Below are 18887 nucleotides of genomic sequence, written 5' to 3' on the forward strand. Positions count from 1 at the left end.
TGCTCACGCTAAGAGAGCTGCAAAAAATGCAATTAATTTATACAACGAAATAAGATTACATTTATCTTTAGACTATAAAACACCTAATATGGTACACAAATTATCAGCGTAAAACCAATTTTAACCTGTAGCCGTATTTCAGGACTAGACAACATATGAAAAGAATATTGAGTATCATAATATTATTGGTTTCTACATTTGGTTTCGCTACCGAACAAATTCCTGATATTTTGATATGGAAAAATGACACAATTTCTTTACATAGCAATCCATTAGGTTCATATTCGAAATTAGACGACTTGAATTTATTTGGAGACAAAGATGCTGGATATTCGACCGCTTGTTGGAGAGGATATATTGCAGAGTGGAAAATTATTGATAATAAACTTTACTTATCAAATATCTACAGTTGTGATTATTTCTATTCAGAAAATAAAACTAAAGCTGATTTGAAAAAATTGTTTCCAAAAAAATATAACAATGGAATTGTATTAGCAAATTGGTATTCTGGAAAACTTTCAGTACCGAATGGAAAATTAATAAATAAAGAATTGAAAATCTATGAATCAGAATGGCTATTAAGAATAAAAAAAGGACAAGTCATCAATGAAAAACAATTCGACAATTCAAGTTGTCATATTTCTATTTACACAAAAAATCAAGATAGTTTAAATCATTTCATAACAACAAACATCAATTGGAATAAAATACCACGTTTAGAAAAAGGAATTCATAAAGTTTATGGACTTATAAAATCTGGAAAATCGAAGACGGAATTTAGCTTAGAAATAAAATCAAGGACCGAATACAAAGAATTGGAAAAAGAAGCTTTAAGAATATTAAAATTACTACCTGAATTTGATTTTTATATCAAAGCAGGAGAAGTAATAAATGTTAAGTACACTATACCAATAATGTTTAACGAAAATAACAGACCGAAATAAAATACGTATGCTAACACCGTGTATAATTAATTGCTTTGTAAGTGCTCATCTGGAATATTCCTTCGGAATATTCTCAGGTTCGTAAAAGTTTGTTAAATTAGTTGCTAAACCACGCAACTAATCATACACAAACACGTTACCAATAATTCCGATGAAACTCACAAAAATCTTAATATTAGCTATCGGACTATTAACCCTGATTGCATGTGGAACCTACGAACGTAAAAATGACTTAATCGGAATTTGGGAATCCTACGAAACTCATCACGATAAAATTGCTTTGACTTTTTTCATGGATTCAGTCATTACGGAATCTTTCGGAGGGGATATGAGAACGAATTATAAATGGGATGTTGACCAGAGTAAAATTTATCTCAAACAAGTTCGACTTAAAGATACAGTTTTAAAAGACCAGTTGAATTATGAATACAAACTGAATAAAACAAAGGATTCGTTGTGGATTAAAGTTGAGAATGGAAATGAAGACGATTACAGTGTTATGAAAAAAGTGGCTAAAAATCCATTTACACCTTGAATTATAAAAACTATAGCTAACAATTTGTATATTCAATAGCTTAGTCTTACCTATGTGAAAATTTCTTAGGAATTTCCTCAAGTGCGGTTCGTTTTTACTAAATTAGTACCGTAACCACAATAAAAGTGTTTTCAAAATTATGATAAACAGAATCCTAATATACTTTTTGGTATCCATATCGATATTTACTTGCAAAGAAAAAACTGTTGAATTTAAACCTACAAATCCTTTTAAAAATCTACTTGTAATAGAGAAACAAATCTTTGATTTAAACACTCTAAATTACAAAAAAATTACTGGAGAAAAGGGAACAATAATATACTTCAAGCGAGAGAATTTTGACATTAATGAAAATGATAAAGTAACATTAGAACTAAAAGAATACTATAATCGACTGGAGCTAATTTCTGATAATTTAAATACAATAACCGACAAAAATGAACTGTTAGAATCCAACGGTGTGATATATTTAAACCTAAAGGTTGGAGACAAAAAAATCGAGCTTAAAAAAGACAAAAAATTAAAAATCGAATTTGCTCAAAAATTCAGAAAAGGAGACAGGATTTTTAACGGCGTTTTAGATTCCATAAATCAAATTACTTGGAAAGATGATAAAGAAGCATATATAACTTTTCCTGTATTTGATTCTGTAGAAACAAGTCAATTATATGGCGTAGAGACTTATAAAAACAAAATAATATCAATCGATTCTTTAGATTATTATTCTCAGTTAAATCTAGATATGCCATCTGATGCAACAAGTGAACTTTATGCTGTAAACTGGTGGGATTACCCTTCTATTTTGATTAGTGATTTAGGTTGGATAAACGTTGACAAAATTATAGAGCCAGATGCAATTATCTCCTACGAACTAAACCTGAACCAATCAAACCTAGATAACGTATCTACATATTTAATTTATCAAGATTTAAATTCATTCATATCAGATTATCGCCAGCCAAATAATTTAAAATTCACCGATATACCTTTAAAAAATGAAACTTCTTTAGTTGTAATAGCTAAGAAGAATAAAGAAATTTTCACCAATAGAATCCTGCTGTACGAAAACACAATAGGTAAACTACAAATTGAACTGAAAAAAACGGACTCAACTAATTTAAAAAAACTCTTAAAAAAGTAACAATATCCAACTCCCCACAAAATTAATTACTGACCAATCAACTATCTAAAATCCTAGCAAAATCAAAAACTCCATAAAATGTAATTAATAAACTTTATTAGCTCTTTATTTATACTAGCATGCGTTAGCTGTATAAATGATAAAGGACTTGTTAAAGAACTTCCTAAAATTTCTGAAACTAAAACGGAATACGACTTAAGCAAAGCGATAACTATTTACATAGAAGGAAACAATCAATTACTCGTGAATAATGAAAAGGCAGATATTGATGCACTGAAAACGAAAATTCGCGAATATGAAAGTAAAAACAAATCTAAATCAATCATTTCTATAAAAAATTCGCGGGAATCTAGCTACAGTACTTACATCGATGTACAAAATGCCATAGTTGGTGAAATTCGCATGTTAAGAGAAACACTATCTAAAGAAAAATATGATCTTGAATTAGATAGTTTAACCAATGAACAATTATCTAAAATACGAAAAGTCTATCCTTTGAATTTAGTTGAATAAAACCTAAAGCCAAAAACGTAAATGATTAATGGTTTACGGATGACCTAAATAGCAATGCCTTAGGGTCTTTTTACTCACATAGTTGTTTATTATCACCATTAATTCTATACAAAAACCTTATAAAATAATTGAAGAAAACCCTGAACATCCTATTGCTCATTCTTGGAATCGGCGGCCTAATTCTAATCGGAATTACAATTTTTATCGGCACTTCAATGGGAAAGAAAGCTGATAATTATGTTTATGAAAAAACAATACCTCCCCCTCTATTAGGCACTGAAAAAAGAACACTTTTCGTTTTTTATACTGAAATGGCAAAACCAATTATGGACTACGAATTAGTAATTTCAGAGAATGATTCAATCACCAAATATGCTTATAACAATCTAAAAGATACAGAGATGAATATGAGGTTTTCTTATCATAAAAGATCTAAAAAACTAGTTTTCAACTTTAAAGAATACCTTATCACTTCGGATATTGAATTCCAAAATCATAAAATATCAAAATTTAACTTCAGACCTTACAAATTAGAAGCCCCTACCGGTCATGCCACTGGACCAATACTATTCAATCTCAATTATGGAGTGTTAGGTATAGGAAATGGCGAAGGGCCACAATTTATCTTTTTACCAAGTTCTAATCTTGATTTAACAAAAGAAGTAATCAATGAATTGTATAACTAAAAATGTTCTACAATTCCTTATATATTTAATTTCCTGAATCTTGTATTGTAGAAATTTGTAATAAATTTCCGCTCGTTCATTTCGTTTTTCCTAAATTAGATCTTTATCACTAAACCAAATTAAACAGCAATAACAAAAAAATGAAGAAGCTAACATACTTATATTTTTTTTGTTTTGCTTATTATTTTAAGCTGGGAAACCGATAATAGAAACCACGAAAATAAACTAATCGGAAAACGGTGTAATTGTAGAAATAAGAGAAGGAGAATTTGATATGAAATATTGAAAAACGATTTACCATTAACGTATATAATCCTTACAGATATTCTATTTGTTTTTTTTAGTATTAAATTAGTTGCCTAAATATGTATCGAAATTATAACAGAAAACAACAAAAATAAAATGAAAAAATTTATCATCATTTTCACACTTTTAATTTTATCCCAGTCTTGTTCAAAAGATGATCAAGTAAATACTACACCTGACGAAGAAATTGTCGTTGAATTAAATTTATCATTAAGGAGCATTAACTCTTATAGCTCTAGTTTGCAATACAGTTATAATTCACAACTTGAAAATGTGAAATTAATTTATGATTACGACAGCGATGTAGATACGAATAATTATCTTGAAAAAATCGATATTTCAACAAACAATGCAAGTACAACAATCAATAATTTAAAACCAAACAGAGATTATGTTTTTAAGCTTGTTGCAGAAATTGATGGTGAAGCATATTATAGTGATGCCGTTTCTACACGAACTTCAGAAATCCCAACATTATTTAATGGTGAAATTGCTAGCTCCATCACAACTAGTAGTATTGAAGAAGTACTTAAAACAGATGATGGTTACATAATTGTTACTGGATATGGAGAACTTTTTGTGCATAAGATAGATAATGACTTTAACCTTGTTTGGTCAAAAGAAATAGTGGAACGAGATACCAATAACTTCAAATCCATCATTGATTTAGAAAATGGTGAATATATTATATTTGGATCTGGACCTGGAATTACAAATGTAGGTACATACAATACAAAATCTTTTGCTATTAAAATTGATAATTCAGGAAATACACTTTGGACAAAGTATTATCATTACGCAGATAATACAGATATTTCATTTTGGTGGAACGACATTGTGAGATTCAAGAGAAATGGTAGTGACCTAAAACTTCTGACAACAGTTGATACGACTTATTCTGATGCTACTAATAAATTTTATCATGAGTACACTTTAGATTTTAATGGAGATATCATATCACAACAAACGCTTCCTGATAGTAATGACCAGTTTCTTAATATCGTGTATGATGATGAAGGTAACATTTATAATTATGGCTCACCGTACTTTAATTCAAATTACAATTCAACCATAGGATTAATAGAAAAATACAACCAAAATCATGAACTGATTTGGTCGGAACATTATAATACCGAAATTAACGGCGATGATACATTAAATCAAGTTTTAGTCGATCAAAATTATGTGGTAACTATAGGAAAAGAAAGTGATTCTTATGATAAATATCGATTAGTTCAATTTAGAAACAATCAAGGAGATCTATTATGGGAATTTAAAGAACCCGGTAATTGTGATTATGAAGGTTATGATATTATTTCAGAATCTGATGATAATTTCATTGTGTTATTTTTAGACCGTTGCTCTTTATCAAATAAAGCTACATTAATAAATTTTGATACCGAAGGAAATATTATTTGGAGATATCTACATAATGGTGGTTATACTCCGCATAAGATTCTTCATAATAATGGTGAGTATCACATTTTTGGAGTAAAAGAATTTAAACTTTGGGTAAAAAATATTATAATAGATTAAATATGCAATTAGCATTATAACCGTTTAATCATGTAGCTCCATCTTAAACACAATTTCGGTTAGCGATAGAAAATGTACAATAGATCTAAAAGTGTACAAATTCTATTTGGACTATTAGGAGACAAAAACATAGTTGTCGTTAATATTTAGGGTTTTAGTTACAAAGCGTCTATTAGGCTTATCCGAATATTTATCCCTAATTTGCGCACAGTAAACCATATACAATCCGTTGCAGGTAATTAACTATATATATAATGCAAAAACTGAAAGAACAAACTGACGCTAAAATTGCCTTCAGAAGAAAAAACAACCCTGAGTTTATGAAAGGTGTTGATGAAACAATCAATTACTCGTGAATAATAAAAAGGCAGATACAGAATAGAAGATGTTACCGCAGTACGTGTTAATGATATTGAAAATCGTAAAAGAGTAATGCTCTATAAGTGGCGAAAAACTAGCTTGTAATAATATTTAACTATAATAAAGCGATTAAGGTGGAGAAATTTTAATCCAATCATTATAACGCAATGCTCCTCCTCCACGCTATTCAATAACCTTCACCCCATAAAACAACCGCGCCCCAATCCTTAATACAACTACAATCATGAATAAATTAATTCTAGTTACACTACTAATTTTTGCAATTGTAAGTTGTAAAAAAAAACGGATTTACCGCTCGTTGAAAGTCAATTACGCAACAAAACCTTCAGTGTTCCGATCCCTTCTCAAAACGACACTATTTTTTACGAATTCAAAGATTCAACATATCAAGAATATGGTAATTTCTGGAATGGAGAAATTCCTTGGCGCCTTACCCGCTATGAAAATGTCAATTTTTTAGTTCTACGGAATAGGGTTATTGGAATAAGAAAAACGAACGACACGACTTTTAGTTGTCGATATATAGGTTCCTATGAAAATGATTTTGAAATGATTGAAAGAAAGCCAAAATGGAATAAAGAACTTTTAACAGGGACTTGGGTTGAAAAAAATCAATTTGATTATTATACCAACGACAGTATCCCAAAACCACCACCAGCCCCTAAACCTCCTGCACCAGAGGGGTTTTCAGAAAGTGATTTTCACAATATACCACGTTATAGAATAGATACCGATTCAATTTATTTAGACTATAACTATTATAGATCAAAATCAAAAATCCAGATCAACACGACTGGTGAATTTATAAAAATGAATTTAACAAATCATCATATCGACTATAACGTCCAAGAAAATTTTTGGCGAATAAAGCATTTGACAGACAGTACAATGATCATAGATAAAACTTCAAATCATTTACTTGGAAGAAAACATAATAAAGCCTTAAGCAATATTAAACTCATTAAAATACGTTAACGACCGCTTTGAACAACGCATTGTCAGTTCTCTTTTAGATTAAAAATCCAAATAGATATTCTGTTTTGTTTTAATTTATTAATTTTAGAGCTTCATCAAAGCAAGTAAAGTTGCGCAATTTCAATACCTTATCAACAACTTCAGAACAACAAGAATGAAAAACCTATTAGGATCTTTAATTGCCATTTTATTTGTGCAAATCAGCTTTAGCCAAGATTACCAATCTGAATTTTTAAAATATTGTGAGGCTAAGGACAGTATTAAACAGTTAGATGTATTAACCAAATGGGAATCTAAAAACCCAAAAGACGCTGAACTTTTTACGAGCTATTTCAACTATCACGTTATGAAATCTATGCAAGAAGTTATAGCGCTAACTACTAATACACCTAACGAGGAAGCCATGGTGCTCAAAGATAGCCTCAATAAAACAACAGCTTATCTAGAAAGCCAACTATACTACAACCCACAAGAGTTAAAAAAAGGCTTCGATAAAATTGACCAAGGAATTACACTGTATCCTAACCGCCTTGATATGAGGTTTGGTAAAATATATGTTTTAAGTCAAGCTCTAGATTGGGAAAATTTCACTTCAGAAATCATTAAGACCATTGCGTATTCTGCAGCAAACAATAACCAATGGACCTGGACTAACCATGAACCCTATGATGGCACGGAAAAAGAATTTCTTTTAGATATTCAAGATTATCAATATCAATTATACAATACAGGAAATGATGATCTGTTGATTAATATGCGCGAAATTGCCAATGAAGTGCTCAAATATTATCCCAATCATGTAGAAAGCTTATCTAATCTTTCTGTCACCTATTTACTAACAGGACAATACGATAAAGGCATTGCGCCGCTTCTAAAGGCCGAAAAATTAAACCCTAAAGATTATATCGTTCTTGGAAATATTTCCCAAGGCTACAAACTTAAAGGCGATAAGCAAAAAGCTATTGCGTATTATAAAAAGATGGTCCACTTTGGAGATGAAAACGCTAAGGCTTTCGCAAGTCAACAAATTACAGTCTTAGAGAATTAAAACAGTATAACAAATACCATTCTCGTAATTATTTAAGCTTCTTGACTATCATTAAAACCGATTAAAACTTTAGATGAGACACATTTATTATAGACTTATAGATTACAAACAAATCCATCCCATAAGATTTTGGATTATTCTCTTGGTTGTCCTCCTCCTCCTCATCTTATCGGTTTATATCATAAAAAAATAGCCACTAAGAAAAAATCTAAAGCAAATGCTGAAGAAGAAAACCTAAATCCAGAAATAGATAAGCCAAAGGAGAACCGCTACTTCCGTTTTTTAAAGAAAAACAGCTTACTTATAGGCATCATATTAGGGCAATTGATCATCATTATCGCACTCGCTTCATCAATAACGACTAATTATTATCCAATAAAAAACTTAAGGGAAAATCCATCAATCTCCAGTTCAGAGTACCTTTTTGGTATTGATATATCACATTATCAAGGCAAAATTAATTGGACTGAAATGCAGACCTCTCATCACCCCATTGAGTATATCTTTATACGATCAACCATGGGGAAAAATGGGACGGATATACATTTTGAAGACAATTGGAAAAACGCCAAAGCACACAACTACATACGAGGCGCTTATCATTATTATAGACCCAACGAGAACTCTACATTACAGTTTGAAAATTACAAATCCATTGTAAAATTAAATAAAGGCGATTTTGTTCCTATCCTTGATATAGAAAAAGAAAGTCGATTTGGAAGAGAAAACCTAAGAACAGGCGTTTTAAATTGGCTACAACTAGCAGAAGAAGAGTACGGTGTAAAACCTATGATTTATACAGGTTTAAAATTCTACCAACATATTCTAAAAGGGCATGTAGACGACTATCCGCTATGGATAGCTGCATATTCCGGTAAACATCGCGTAAAACATGAACGTTGGACTTTTCATCAATTTACAGAAAAAGCAATCGTTAAAGGTATAAGTACAACCGTAGATGGTAATGACTACAACGGCACTTTAGACGATTTAAAAACCATGTTAAAAAAGTAAAAACACCTTACAATACAGGACTGATTTAGCTGACAACAATCCAGTTTCAAAAATCCAAAAAAATTTCCTAATCATGTTTTATTTACTAACTTAGTTGCTTAACACTACCACTAATTTGAGACCAAGCAGTTCACCACACTAATTAAAAATAAAACCCATGAAAAAATCAAATTACATTTTAGTATTTGCCTTTTTGTTAACCTTTTATGCATTATCTGCACAAGAGGAGATAAAGGTTTCTAAATTTCAATTAATTGCCTCTGGCGGCATTGGTTATGGTATTGTTGAAAATGAGAACGAACCAAATTATAATTTGAATAACAATAGCGGAGAATTGCTATTAAACTATAACATGGCACGTTACTTAGGCATCGCTACCGGTTTAGGTCTAAATGAATTATCTGGAAATGGATTTAATTCTGTTGGTAATTTTTATCAAGAAAGAACCTTAATTAAAATTCCGATAGTATTAACCTTAAACTCAAAAATATCAGACACCTTTACCCTATTTGCAAATTTTGGTTTTTACGGGCAAACCATAGTTAAAGATGAATATCGTTTTTTAAATAGTACTCAAGAAGATGTATATGGAGGCTGGAATTTTGGTACTCAACTAGGCCTTGGTTTTGTATTTAAAATGTTCGATGGTGTTAGCGCTGGTCTTAATTATAGCGGTCAATCTGATTTTAGCAAATTTGAAACCAATAACAATGTGGGCATAAATGACAAACAGAAAATGAAAAACTTGAATTCAATTGGCATAATGCTGATGATTGATCTATAAAAAACAACACTCTAACACTTACACAAACTTTTATTTGACAGCTTATTATAATGACAAAGACCATTCTTAACGTATTACTTCTAATAACCATAAACGTATATGGTCAAAACAACGATAAGCCCGAATTAAGAGGAAATTGGATTAAATACAACATAGAAATGAAAGACGGGAGTCAATTAATTGATCGCTTTCTTACAGATTCCTCCTATCTTAATTTTAGCTTCAAAGAGGAAAAGATGTGTATTAATGGAAATCCCACGCATCATGTAAACATGACCTGTTTACCGTATACCATACAAGAAGATTATATCAAAACATCTTCAACTTCCGGGTATCAAATAGAACGTATAGCCAATGATACTTTAATTCTTAGTGAAAGAATGGAAGGTTTTGAAAATGACAAACTAAAACGATTTTATTTTGTTAGAGCACAAAAGTTGTTTAATGACATAAAAAAGAAAAAAGGGGATCGTAAAAATCAAATTGCAAACCAATTTTACACCCCTGTTCTAACCTCTAGTCTTATGCTTCAACTGAATAAGGGGTTCAAGAAAAAGCATAGCAATTTTAAGGTCAAAGGAACGATAACAATCGATTTAAAAAACGAAAAGATAAATACTTTAATACATGATGCTACTACAGCTGACTCTAGCAATCTTCAGCGTATTAAGACAATCATTAACAATTCTTATTCACTTTGGAATTTAGACAAATTCAAACATATTGAAACCTTGCAAATGCCGTTTGTTTTAAAAGACGAGAAAACAAAAAACTATAGAGGCATTACCGTGAAATTCTTTACGGATTCCTTTTATCAGCTCGATAATTTTTACGGTGGCGACATAAGGGTAATTCAAAAAGCACGAACACATTTCAACAAAGGTCTAAAAGCCTACCAGAAGAAAAAATATGAGGATGCTATTACATTTTTCAGCAAAAGTTATCGACTAGATTCTAAAAATATAGATGCGCTTTATAACAGAGCTGCGATTCATTATGAAACAGGAAAATTGGTTTTAGCATGTAACGATTGGGAGGAACTCTCTCAACTAGGACAAATAAAAGGCACAACACTTTTTACTAACCACTGTAGAAAACCAACCACTAACAAAATTAAATATGAATAGTAGGCCACGGACTATCATCCACTAATTCTATAGATTCACCCCAATGCACTATATCATTTTAAGCTTACTTTTCTTCATAATCCTTATAGGGATCGCCTATTATTATGACTACAAAAAAAAACCACAACAATTTACTTCCGCTGCGCAATCTATAGGAAAAGCCATACTTTTAGGTCTCGTATACGTTGGTTTACTATTCGCATTGAATAGCATCTATGAATTAGTCGTCCCCTTTAACAAAGATCATGGTATGGCCTTCAACACCAAACGTGAACAACTAGGAATACCTAAACTCGGACCAGATTGGGAAAAGCGAAGCAATGATGATGACCAATTTTCCACAGTATGGTGGAACAAGAACGCTAAAGACCCGCATTTTAAAAAAGTCATTGAGTACGGGATACTGAATGCAAAATCTGAGACGGATTATTACACAGTCCCAAATAAAAAAGGAACATTTGCTTGGTCTACATACCATTATGGAAATAATACCCTAGACTATTATTTAGAAAAACCCAACAACACGGATTTTTCAGTTACTAAATCTGGACGCCTAAAGTTTGCAAAGCCAACGATAACAAAAAAAATAGATCGACATGAATTTGAAACCTATAGCCGAAAATAAAACCGTCCATTTTTCAAGGAAAAGAAAAGACCTCGCTACAAGCAGAAACCCCATCTCAAATTTTTAAGGGGAGATACACTCAAGATAAAATGACGCTAACGAGCACAATTCTTGGAGGTTCAACAACGTACCAAATTGTTAAACGTTCTGACAGCACCTTGCATCTTAAATCGCAGCGTTATCAGGTCCCTCCTATTTCTGAAGATGATCGGAATAAAATTGCAGAGCACTATTTTACACTAAGACACAAGCAAACTCTTCAGAAGTAAAATTTACCATTTCAATGGGCTAAAACAAACAACATCTCCCACTCTTACCACCACGTTTATAAAAAAATATCTAATTAGAGATGAATGAGAACATACAGAATATAGCCGACAAGCATAATGCAAAAAAAAGCCCCTTGAATAAAATGAATGAGATTCACCTTATAAAGGAGCTATTTTTAGACTCAAATAATAATTAATTTAGACCATTAAAATCCATTGATTTCAAACTCAATATATTTAAATGTGCTTCTGTTATAGGTAATATTCGTATATACTACACCGTAATAATAGGTTCCGTTTTCCCAAGTTTTACCGCCAGTTATAGGATTAGGAGTTGGCAAAAGATTATCTTCAGTAGCACCAATGGTCAGCGGGGCTCCGTACATATAATGGTTATTATAATTGATGTTGAAACTGTTTTTCATTCCTCTAGTTTCTTCATAACCCGTATGCTCTTTAATTTCAGTTACAATAGCTTTTGAAAAATCAATAGCCTCAATGTTTTCTGGTTTATGGTTATGACTCTTTTTAATTAATAAACCATACATAATACCATCACCTTTAATACTCCCAATTTCTATTGAAGCCCATAATGCTTCATCAATGCTAAACGAAGGATTATCCGCGTCTCTAAAATCGTCATTATTATAAAAATTATTAAAACCGCCTGTACCATTGACATCTATTTTATCGACTCCGAAAACTTGGACGTAAGGAGTAACTTCTGGGTAATCTGAAGCATCAATTAAATTCACTTCTCGTACCTCTTCTAAGACCGCTCCATTTTGGTCTATAACGGTAATAATATAATCGTATGTTCCTCTTGCGGCGTTGGCATCAATATCAAAATGTTGGTGAATTTGAGCATTTTTAACGCCTTGGTATTGATCCCAAATAATCTCATAAGACCAGTCATGAGAATAGGTCTCATCTGTGCGTTGTACGATATTAACCTTTACTAAATCGATAACATCACCAGCTAATATTTCGGCGTTAAAGTGAAAATCTTCACCCAAAACACCCAATTCATTATCGTGTAATCCGACTTCTACATTAAAGATTGTAGGCATTAAGGGTTCAGACACATCGTCACTACTACAAGCGCAAAGCCCAAGCATCAATAATAAAAGAATGGCATTTTGTTTTAAATTTAATTTCATCATGTTTTAGTTTCTTCTGTTTTAAAGATTTAATAAGTTAATTAAGCTTGCACAAGTATATCTAAATTACACTAACGCAATTAAGTTGCAATTATAACAAGAAGTATTAAACTGTACAATGAAATCCTTGCTTATTTAATAAGAAATTAGTTGGTATCGTTCTATTAAATTTTGTGTAAGATGACGCACCAAAATTCTAACTGGAATTTCCTTTTGATTAGGGAAAGGACAACCGATTCACTTTAAGTCTACGCAGATGTTTTACCCCTACTCCAACAATCTTCGATAGTCATAACATTCAATTTCATAAGAAATACCATCATTAATCACTACATGCTTCAAAATTTTATGAATTTTATTTAAAAAATAAAATGCTGATATACAGAAATATACAACCTTACAATTCAAAGTTATTTTTCAACCCGTTTAAACAGACAGCTTTTGTCTATTTGGATTCTAGATTTACAACTGAAATCAAAACTTAACCAAAACAAAAATATGGCCACATTCGAGATTAAAACCAAACGGGCAATGAATGTACAAGGCAAGTATGTAGATGCTGGCTTATCTGTACAAGTCAATAGTATGTTTTCTAACCCTTTTGACGAAGTAGACAAAATAGATAAAGCTTTTAAAAGAGTTCATGGCATTGACTTAAAACCTGAAGGGTATTTGAGTTTGGGGTATTTGGAGTATAGATCAATTTAAAAGAACTACTATTCTGTTCTAAATAACTGATTAATAATAAATTTAATAAAATGTAAATATGGGATTATTTAAAATTTTAACAGCAGCAAAGGCAATTGCTGATTTCGCTACAGATGAAACAACAATTAAAGCGACTAATAATATAAAAGCTTTAGGTCAAAGTGTATCCGGGAAATTTAGAGATACCGATGGAGATGGTGATTTCGATATGGATGATTTTAATTTTCTCTTAGAATTTTCTTGTATGTATTCAAGCATAATTGGACATATCTCAACTGTCGATAGTGAAGAAATTAAAGACGATGAGATGGATGTTGCTATAGAAATTATAAACAATATTTGTTTTTCAGAAAATGGTTTTTTGAATGATGCTGTTATTGAATTTTCTGAAATACCAAAGAAACAAATTAGAAATATGGTTTATGACAAATTCAGTAAACCTAACAGTCTAAAGAAGATAGCTAAATTTGCAACGAATACAGAAAAAGAAGAAGAATTTTATTCAATAGCTTGCACCATCGTAATGGCAGATGGAATCGAAACTAAAAATGAACGAGAATTTTTAAATGTATTTGCAAATGAATTAGAACTAACCAAATTTGATGTAAGAAGTATAGAAAAACAAATAGAAAGGTAATTATGAATAATATTTCAGAATTAAAAGAGGAAAAAAAGAAATTATTAAGAAACTTGAAAATAAAATCTATCGCAATCAAAAAATCATTCTTTTTTGCAAATCATTATTCTTACCTAGATCAATCAGGAAAACAAATTCTATTATTAGTATCTACTTTTATAATAGGTATAATGCTGTCAGCACTTTTGGGATTTACAGGGTTCTTTGTCCCATATTTCGCTTGGGTAGGATATGATATTTATCGTATGGAAGATTTAGTTAGTAAATATAACGCCCCTATAAATCAAAAATTGACTGAAGTAAATAATTTAATAGATGAACATATGAAGGTAAAGTCAGCAATAGAAAATACAGTAGTATTTTTAGGTAAGTTTAATAAAAAAGCATCATAAATCTATGGCATTATTTACGATTTTAACGGTAGCAACAGAGATAGCTTCAAATGAAAAAGCAATGGAAGGGCTTTCTCAATTTGCTAAAAAAGGTTCAAATGCGATTAAAAATTTTCTTAAAGATGAAGATGACTTACCAGAATTAACTGAAAAAGATCTTGATATTATATTTGAATTTACAGAAATGATTTCAAGTTTATTAGGTCAAGGAGCAAAGGTTAATCAACATTTGAGTATAGATAAAATGAAAGTGGTTAGTGAGATCATCGATGAGCTATGCTTATCTAAAAATGGATATATGCAAGAGCCATTACTTAATTACTTAGGATTGTCTGTAGAGAAATTCGAAGAAAATATAGCTCAGAGGATTAAAAATCCCTTTACAATAAAGAAAATTACTCGGTACGTAGCAAAATATGAATTAGAGGATGAATTTTACTCTTATTTATGTAGAGTAATGATGTCCGATAATATTGTAACAGTTGATGAGCAAGAGTTTTTAGATACAATTTCAGATTCATTCGGTATTAATAAATTTGATAAAAGAGCTTTAGAGACATCTTTTAAGGAGTAAGGTAGTTTACTTTTTAGAGTTTTTTTTAAAATATTAGTAATTGAAAAATAACCCATCCCGCCCATACCACCGCGCAGAGATAGACCAACGCTTCACCATAGTAAAAGCGCAAATGCATCAGCAAGCTTTAACTAAAGGTGGAGATGGTATTGCGCTTTATACCGATTGCTACACTGGAAAAACCTTGCGTGGTGGCGATAGGTATGATTACGAGCACATACGGTCTTCGGAAGCTATTTTTATGACTTATAGAGACCGTCTAACCAATACTGAAATCGCTGAACTTGTTAATTGTCCAGGAAATGTTGCGGTGACCTTAAGAAGCATTAATCAATCAAAAGGAAAAATGAGAATGGAAGATTGGATGGCCAAATCTAATAATGTCTTAAATCATGAAATCAATATTCTCTTAACGAAAACGACTTTAGCTAATGCGGATAGAAATATTTTAGAAAAATTAAAAGAAATTGAATCTAGATAAAATAAATTCTCTCTAACATTTTTATAAACGCTGTAATTATAAGCATCTACCCTAGTGTTGCATTTAACTCCGACCATTCCTAATCAGGTCTATCGCGCCCCTATTGATAGGGTTTTAGAAAAATATTAACAGTGTATAAAGTCAAACTATCAGATTAAACTAGTCTAAAAACTATAGGTTCAACAACACATAACACCATTAAATGATTAACTAATAATTCATAAAATTGCAACCCTGTTTAAGGGCTAGTAAATTTAATATGCCTTAAATTTACCCCATAAATAGTCAGTTTTTCATGAAATACCGTATAACACTCGTCATCCTAGCATTTTCACTTCTACTCTGCAATCAAAGTTTTGCCCAAGACAATCTTCAAGGGTCAAAAACGGTCACCTCTGTTTTTAAAGCGCTAAAAAAACAGAATGAAAAAAAATTCTTGAAGCGGCTCCCTACTAAGAAAGATATTGAATATCTGATCCCTCTAATTAAGGAGGCCCGTCCAGAAGAAAAAATTCCGGAAGTCGATTCTGTCATTGCTAATTTTAAGACAGACGCCAGTGAGAATTTTATAAAAGTGATCAAAAAAGGAGAAAACCTTGGCATCAATTGGAACACAATTATTTTAAAAGACGTCAGATCAAAATCGAATCCAGATCATAGAATCAATGTGGAACGGAGAGACATTATTCTTGAATGCACTAGTGGTGACAAAACCTTTATAATCACCTTAAAAAAAACCTACTACATCCGTAACAAATGGCGCCTTATGAATACCATGAAATTACAGCTCTTATAAAGTAGCAAATATATCATTTCAGACATCCCTTAATCCTAAGAACTCATGACCAGCACATTTAAGGACCCTCATATTGAATGCAGAAATGAAGCCAACACCCTAGAAGGCGTTTATTACAAAAACAAACCCTTTACAGGCACCATTATTAATGGCTTAGAAACCATCAATTATAAAAATGGTTGCGTGCATGGCGCTTATACAACGCACTATAGTACGGGCGCCTTAAAACGTGTAGAAAACTACGACAACGGAGATCTAATAGCCTACATTGACTATTACCCTACAGGACGAAAAGAATCAGAACTGCGAGATGGCTCCTATTACAAATGGACCCCAAAAGGTATCCTTTATCAAAAAGATAATTGCTATTTTTTTGAAAATGGAAAAGTAAGAAGTCGTCATGGGAATACAACGGACCATTTCAATATGCAATACTTCTCACCAAACGGAGATTTGTTGGCTACAGAACTAAAGCCAAGCACAAGTGATCCAAATACTGACATACGTTTAGAGTATAACCACAATTCTATGTACAAATGGTACTTCGAGCTTTTAAAGATTGAAATGGCAGGCGCTTCAGAGAATCATCTCAATCAATTTATTTGGAATTGGTTTTGGTACATTTTTGACAACAATCCAACAGAATATTTCAAAATCATAAATACCCTACTCGGACATCCCAATGAAAAGGTTTTAAAATTTATTGCTCAAATTATAGCCTTGCATCGCTTTCAGCCCTATATAGAACCCGAATGTCAAACCAACACAAAAGTCTATAAATTCATCAGAGCCTTCTCTTCAGATCTCGATGAAAAATTTCCGGAACGCCCCACTAAGATCGTTAACTTAGCCCCTAGTTGCTACATCATACCTTTACTGAGACTTAACTCTAACCCAAGCACAATGCAGTTAAAAAATTATGCTAAGGTCGTAGTTGAAAAAATAAAATCAATTTTATAATTTAGAGCATTAAGAATCATTTAAAGTCAAGACTAAATATATTAAATCATGACCGATGGCAATTTGTTATTATTATGGTGTTAATAGCTGTACTCATTGGTGCAATTTCCGTATTATTTGTCCATTAATCACATAAAAACCGAACAACACACTTCACATCTTATAGGTTATTTAACTTAGTATTAATCAACCCATAACACAACGCTAATAAGTCTATAATTCACCCTTATGAAATACAATTCGTATATAAAAGACACCGTTAAGGTTTCTGAAATTGGCTTTGGCGCATGGCAGCTAGGCCAGAATTCAGGATGGAAAAGTATGTCTGAAAATGAGGCGATACAACTGGTAGAAAAAGCCATCGATTATGGCGTTAATTTTTTTGATACAGCCCCAAATTATGGACATGGTTCAGGAGAAGAACGATTAGGAAAAGCCTTAAAAACGACCGACCGCTCTAAGATTGTTATAAACACAAAATTTGGGCATACACATACAGGGACCACCAATTACGAGGCCAGTTACATCCGAGAATCTTTAGAAGGAAGTCTTAAACGTCTACAAGTCGATTATGTCGATTCACTCATTATCCATAATCCACCGTCTTCCTACCTAGATGGCTATAAAAACGACCACTATGAACTCTTAGAAACCTTAATTGAAGAAGGAAAAATAAAGGCTTATGGCGCTTCCGTAGACACCTACGAGGATATAAAACTACTTATAAGCACCACTAATGCTAAGGTTATTGAAGCCTTTTTCAATATTTTACATCAAGACACGGCTAGAGGGTTTGATTTGGCAAAAGAAAAAGATGTCGCGATCATTGCTAAAATCCCGCTAGATTCAGGGTGGTTATCCGGAAAATATAACAAGAACTCTAACTTTAAAGGTATTAGAAGCCGTTGGGCTAAAAAAGATATAGAAACCCGCGCACAGCTCATAGAAAAAATTAAAACCATCACAGGTGAAGACACTCATCTCGCTCAAAAAGCACTTTCATTCTGCCTAAGTTACGATGCTGTTTCTACAGTAATTCCAGGGAATTCCAATTGTAATCAGTTAAAAACTAATGTTGAAAGTGTAAATTATCCCTTGTCTAAAAACACTATTGCCGAATTAGAACAATTTTACCAAACAGAAGTAAAACCTCTTAATTTACCCTGGTAAGCTTTAATCAGAGAACACAACAACGTCTAAACCAAAAGTTTCTTTTGATTAAAAACATGTAATACAAAGTTATTTTCTCTTGAAAAACAAAAAAATAGACAGACCTGTCTATTTTTAAAAATATT

At 31.7% G+C, this 18887-nt stretch carries 22 protein-coding genes; 21 read left to right on the forward strand and 1 reads right to left on the reverse strand.

The features are described 5' to 3' along the window. The first annotated feature begins 155 nt into the window (after positions 1 to 155). From ACFQ13_RS03795 to ACFQ13_RS03855, 13 genes are all read left to right on the forward strand, one after another. The gene (locus ACFQ13_RS03795; protein ID WP_386114183.1) at positions 156 to 944 is read left to right on the forward strand and encodes a hypothetical protein; all 789 of its coding nucleotides are present in this window, start codon (positions 156 to 158) and stop codon (positions 942 to 944) included. Between the two features lie 151 nt (positions 945 to 1095). Beyond that, complete coding sequence (locus ACFQ13_RS03800; protein ID WP_386114185.1) at positions 1096 to 1479, forward strand: hypothetical protein; 384 nt, start codon at positions 1096 to 1098, stop codon at positions 1477 to 1479. A 139-nt stretch (positions 1480 to 1618) separates the two neighbouring features. Then, positions 1619 to 2620 (forward strand): hypothetical protein, encoded by a 1002-nt coding sequence (locus tag ACFQ13_RS03805; RefSeq protein ID WP_386114187.1) that lies wholly within the window; start codon positions 1619 to 1621, stop codon positions 2618 to 2620. Between the two features lie 111 nt (positions 2621 to 2731). Then, a complete protein-coding gene (locus ACFQ13_RS03810; RefSeq protein WP_386115115.1) occupies positions 2732 to 3133 on the forward strand; it encodes a biopolymer transporter ExbD in 402 nt (133 codons plus the stop codon). Between the two features lie 128 nt (positions 3134 to 3261). After that, on the forward strand, positions 3262 to 3819 hold the full coding sequence (locus ACFQ13_RS03815; RefSeq protein WP_386114190.1) for a hypothetical protein: 558 nt from the start codon (positions 3262 to 3264) through the stop codon (positions 3817 to 3819). A gap of 402 nt (positions 3820 to 4221) precedes the next feature. After that, a complete protein-coding gene (locus ACFQ13_RS03820; RefSeq protein WP_386114193.1) occupies positions 4222 to 5661 on the forward strand; it encodes a hypothetical protein in 1440 nt (479 codons plus the stop codon). Between the two features lie 930 nt (positions 5662 to 6591). Beyond that, the gene (locus ACFQ13_RS03825) at positions 6592 to 7017 is read left to right on the forward strand and encodes a hypothetical protein (RefSeq protein ID WP_386114195.1); all 426 of its coding nucleotides are present in this window, start codon (positions 6592 to 6594) and stop codon (positions 7015 to 7017) included. 154 nt (positions 7018 to 7171) lie between these two features. Next, positions 7172 to 8065, forward strand: a complete 894-nt coding sequence (locus ACFQ13_RS03830) for a tetratricopeptide repeat protein (RefSeq protein ID WP_386114196.1) — start codon at positions 7172 to 7174, stop codon at positions 8063 to 8065. Between the two features lie 129 nt (positions 8066 to 8194). Further along, entirely contained in the window at positions 8195 to 9079 is an 885-nt protein-coding gene (locus ACFQ13_RS03835; protein ID WP_386114199.1) for a glycoside hydrolase family 25 protein, read from the forward strand. Positions 9080 to 9236: 157 nt separating this feature from the next. Continuing rightward, positions 9237 to 9863, forward strand: a complete 627-nt coding sequence (locus tag ACFQ13_RS03840; RefSeq protein WP_386114201.1) for a hypothetical protein — start codon at positions 9237 to 9239, stop codon at positions 9861 to 9863. 50 nt (positions 9864 to 9913) lie between these two features. Then, a complete protein-coding gene (locus ACFQ13_RS03845; RefSeq protein ID WP_386114203.1) occupies positions 9914 to 10990 on the forward strand; it encodes a tetratricopeptide repeat protein in 1077 nt (358 codons plus the stop codon). 43 nt (positions 10991 to 11033) lie between these two features. Continuing rightward, positions 11034 to 11615: a hypothetical protein gene (locus tag ACFQ13_RS03850; RefSeq protein ID WP_386114205.1), complete on the forward strand. Its 582-nt coding sequence runs from the start codon at positions 11034 to 11036 to the stop codon at positions 11613 to 11615. Positions 11616 to 11704: 89 nt separating this feature from the next. Beyond that, positions 11705 to 11884 (forward strand): hypothetical protein, encoded by a 180-nt coding sequence (locus ACFQ13_RS03855; RefSeq protein ID WP_386114207.1) that lies wholly within the window; start codon positions 11705 to 11707, stop codon positions 11882 to 11884. A gap of 206 nt (positions 11885 to 12090) precedes the next feature. Here ACFQ13_RS03855 and ACFQ13_RS03860 read toward each other — a convergent pair whose 3' ends face one another. Continuing rightward, entirely contained in the window at positions 12091 to 13047 is a 957-nt protein-coding gene (locus tag ACFQ13_RS03860) for a DUF4625 domain-containing protein (RefSeq protein ID WP_386114209.1), read from the reverse strand. A gap of 495 nt (positions 13048 to 13542) precedes the next feature. On the opposite strand from ACFQ13_RS03860, the gene ACFQ13_RS03865 reads away from it, so the two are divergent. The 8 genes from ACFQ13_RS03865 (at position 13543) to ACFQ13_RS03900 (ending at position 18762) form a co-directional block, all read left to right on the forward strand. After that, on the forward strand, positions 13543 to 13752 hold the full coding sequence (locus ACFQ13_RS03865) for a DUF6140 family protein (protein WP_386114211.1): 210 nt from the start codon (positions 13543 to 13545) through the stop codon (positions 13750 to 13752). 58 nt (positions 13753 to 13810) lie between these two features. Continuing rightward, positions 13811 to 14389 (forward strand): tellurite resistance TerB family protein, encoded by a 579-nt coding sequence (locus ACFQ13_RS03870; protein WP_386114214.1) that lies wholly within the window; start codon positions 13811 to 13813, stop codon positions 14387 to 14389. A gap of 2 nt (positions 14390 to 14391) precedes the next feature. Beyond that, positions 14392 to 14781, forward strand: coding sequence for a hypothetical protein (locus ACFQ13_RS03875; RefSeq protein ID WP_386114215.1), 390 nt, complete (start codon positions 14392 to 14394; stop codon positions 14779 to 14781). A 4-nt stretch (positions 14782 to 14785) separates the two neighbouring features. Beyond that, positions 14786 to 15355, forward strand: coding sequence for a hypothetical protein (locus tag ACFQ13_RS03880; protein ID WP_386114217.1), 570 nt, complete (start codon positions 14786 to 14788; stop codon positions 15353 to 15355). Between the two features lie 40 nt (positions 15356 to 15395). Further along, complete coding sequence (locus tag ACFQ13_RS03885; protein ID WP_386114220.1) at positions 15396 to 15836, forward strand: hypothetical protein; 441 nt, start codon at positions 15396 to 15398, stop codon at positions 15834 to 15836. A gap of 295 nt (positions 15837 to 16131) precedes the next feature. After that, a complete protein-coding gene (locus tag ACFQ13_RS03890; RefSeq protein WP_386114223.1) occupies positions 16132 to 16632 on the forward strand; it encodes a hypothetical protein in 501 nt (166 codons plus the stop codon). Between the two features lie 45 nt (positions 16633 to 16677). Continuing rightward, the gene (locus ACFQ13_RS03895) at positions 16678 to 17592 is read left to right on the forward strand and encodes a toxin-antitoxin system YwqK family antitoxin (RefSeq protein ID WP_386114226.1); all 915 of its coding nucleotides are present in this window, start codon (positions 16678 to 16680) and stop codon (positions 17590 to 17592) included. A gap of 228 nt (positions 17593 to 17820) precedes the next feature. After that, on the forward strand, positions 17821 to 18762 hold the full coding sequence (locus ACFQ13_RS03900) for an aldo/keto reductase (protein ID WP_386114228.1): 942 nt from the start codon (positions 17821 to 17823) through the stop codon (positions 18760 to 18762). Positions 18763 to 18887: the final 125 nt, after the last annotated feature.

This window comes from Winogradskyella rapida (genome assembly GCF_042675845.1).
In the GTDB taxonomy this organism is placed as follows: Bacteria; Bacteroidota; Bacteroidia; order Flavobacteriales; family Flavobacteriaceae; genus Winogradskyella; species Winogradskyella rapida.

Coding starts and splice junctions, on each gene's coding strand:
- ACFQ13_RS03880 (WP_386114217.1), top strand. CDS start 14,786: ATGGCATTATTTACGATTTTAACGGTAGCAACAGAGATAGCTTCAAAT.
- ACFQ13_RS03900 (WP_386114228.1), top strand. CDS start 17,821: ATGAAATACAATTCGTATATAAAAGACACCGTTAAGGTTTCTGAAATT.
- ACFQ13_RS03875 (WP_386114215.1), top strand. CDS start 14,392: ATGAATAATATTTCAGAATTAAAAGAGGAAAAAAAGAAATTATTAAGA.
- ACFQ13_RS03870 (WP_386114214.1), top strand. CDS start 13,811: ATGGGATTATTTAAAATTTTAACAGCAGCAAAGGCAATTGCTGATTTC.
- ACFQ13_RS03795 (WP_386114183.1), top strand. CDS start 156: ATGAAAAGAATATTGAGTATCATAATATTATTGGTTTCTACATTTGGT.
- ACFQ13_RS03825 (WP_386114195.1), top strand. CDS start 6,592: ATGATTGAAAGAAAGCCAAAATGGAATAAAGAACTTTTAACAGGGACT.
- ACFQ13_RS03820 (WP_386114193.1), top strand. CDS start 4,222: ATGAAAAAATTTATCATCATTTTCACACTTTTAATTTTATCCCAGTCT.
- ACFQ13_RS03890 (WP_386114223.1), top strand. CDS start 16,132: ATGAAATACCGTATAACACTCGTCATCCTAGCATTTTCACTTCTACTC.
- ACFQ13_RS03895 (WP_386114226.1), top strand. CDS start 16,678: ATGACCAGCACATTTAAGGACCCTCATATTGAATGCAGAAATGAAGCC.
- ACFQ13_RS03865 (WP_386114211.1), top strand. CDS start 13,543: ATGGCCACATTCGAGATTAAAACCAAACGGGCAATGAATGTACAAGGC.
- ACFQ13_RS03850 (WP_386114205.1), top strand. CDS start 11,034: ATGCACTATATCATTTTAAGCTTACTTTTCTTCATAATCCTTATAGGG.
- ACFQ13_RS03860 (WP_386114209.1), bottom strand. CDS start 13,047: ATGATGAAATTAAATTTAAAACAAAATGCCATTCTTTTATTATTGATG.
- ACFQ13_RS03845 (WP_386114203.1), top strand. CDS start 9,914: ATGACAAAGACCATTCTTAACGTATTACTTCTAATAACCATAAACGTA.
- ACFQ13_RS03800 (WP_386114185.1), top strand. CDS start 1,096: ATGAAACTCACAAAAATCTTAATATTAGCTATCGGACTATTAACCCTG.
- ACFQ13_RS03830 (WP_386114196.1), top strand. CDS start 7,172: ATGAAAAACCTATTAGGATCTTTAATTGCCATTTTATTTGTGCAAATC.
- ACFQ13_RS03805 (WP_386114187.1), top strand. CDS start 1,619: ATGATAAACAGAATCCTAATATACTTTTTGGTATCCATATCGATATTT.
- ACFQ13_RS03840 (WP_386114201.1), top strand. CDS start 9,237: ATGAAAAAATCAAATTACATTTTAGTATTTGCCTTTTTGTTAACCTTT.
- ACFQ13_RS03855 (WP_386114207.1), top strand. CDS start 11,705: ATGACGCTAACGAGCACAATTCTTGGAGGTTCAACAACGTACCAAATT.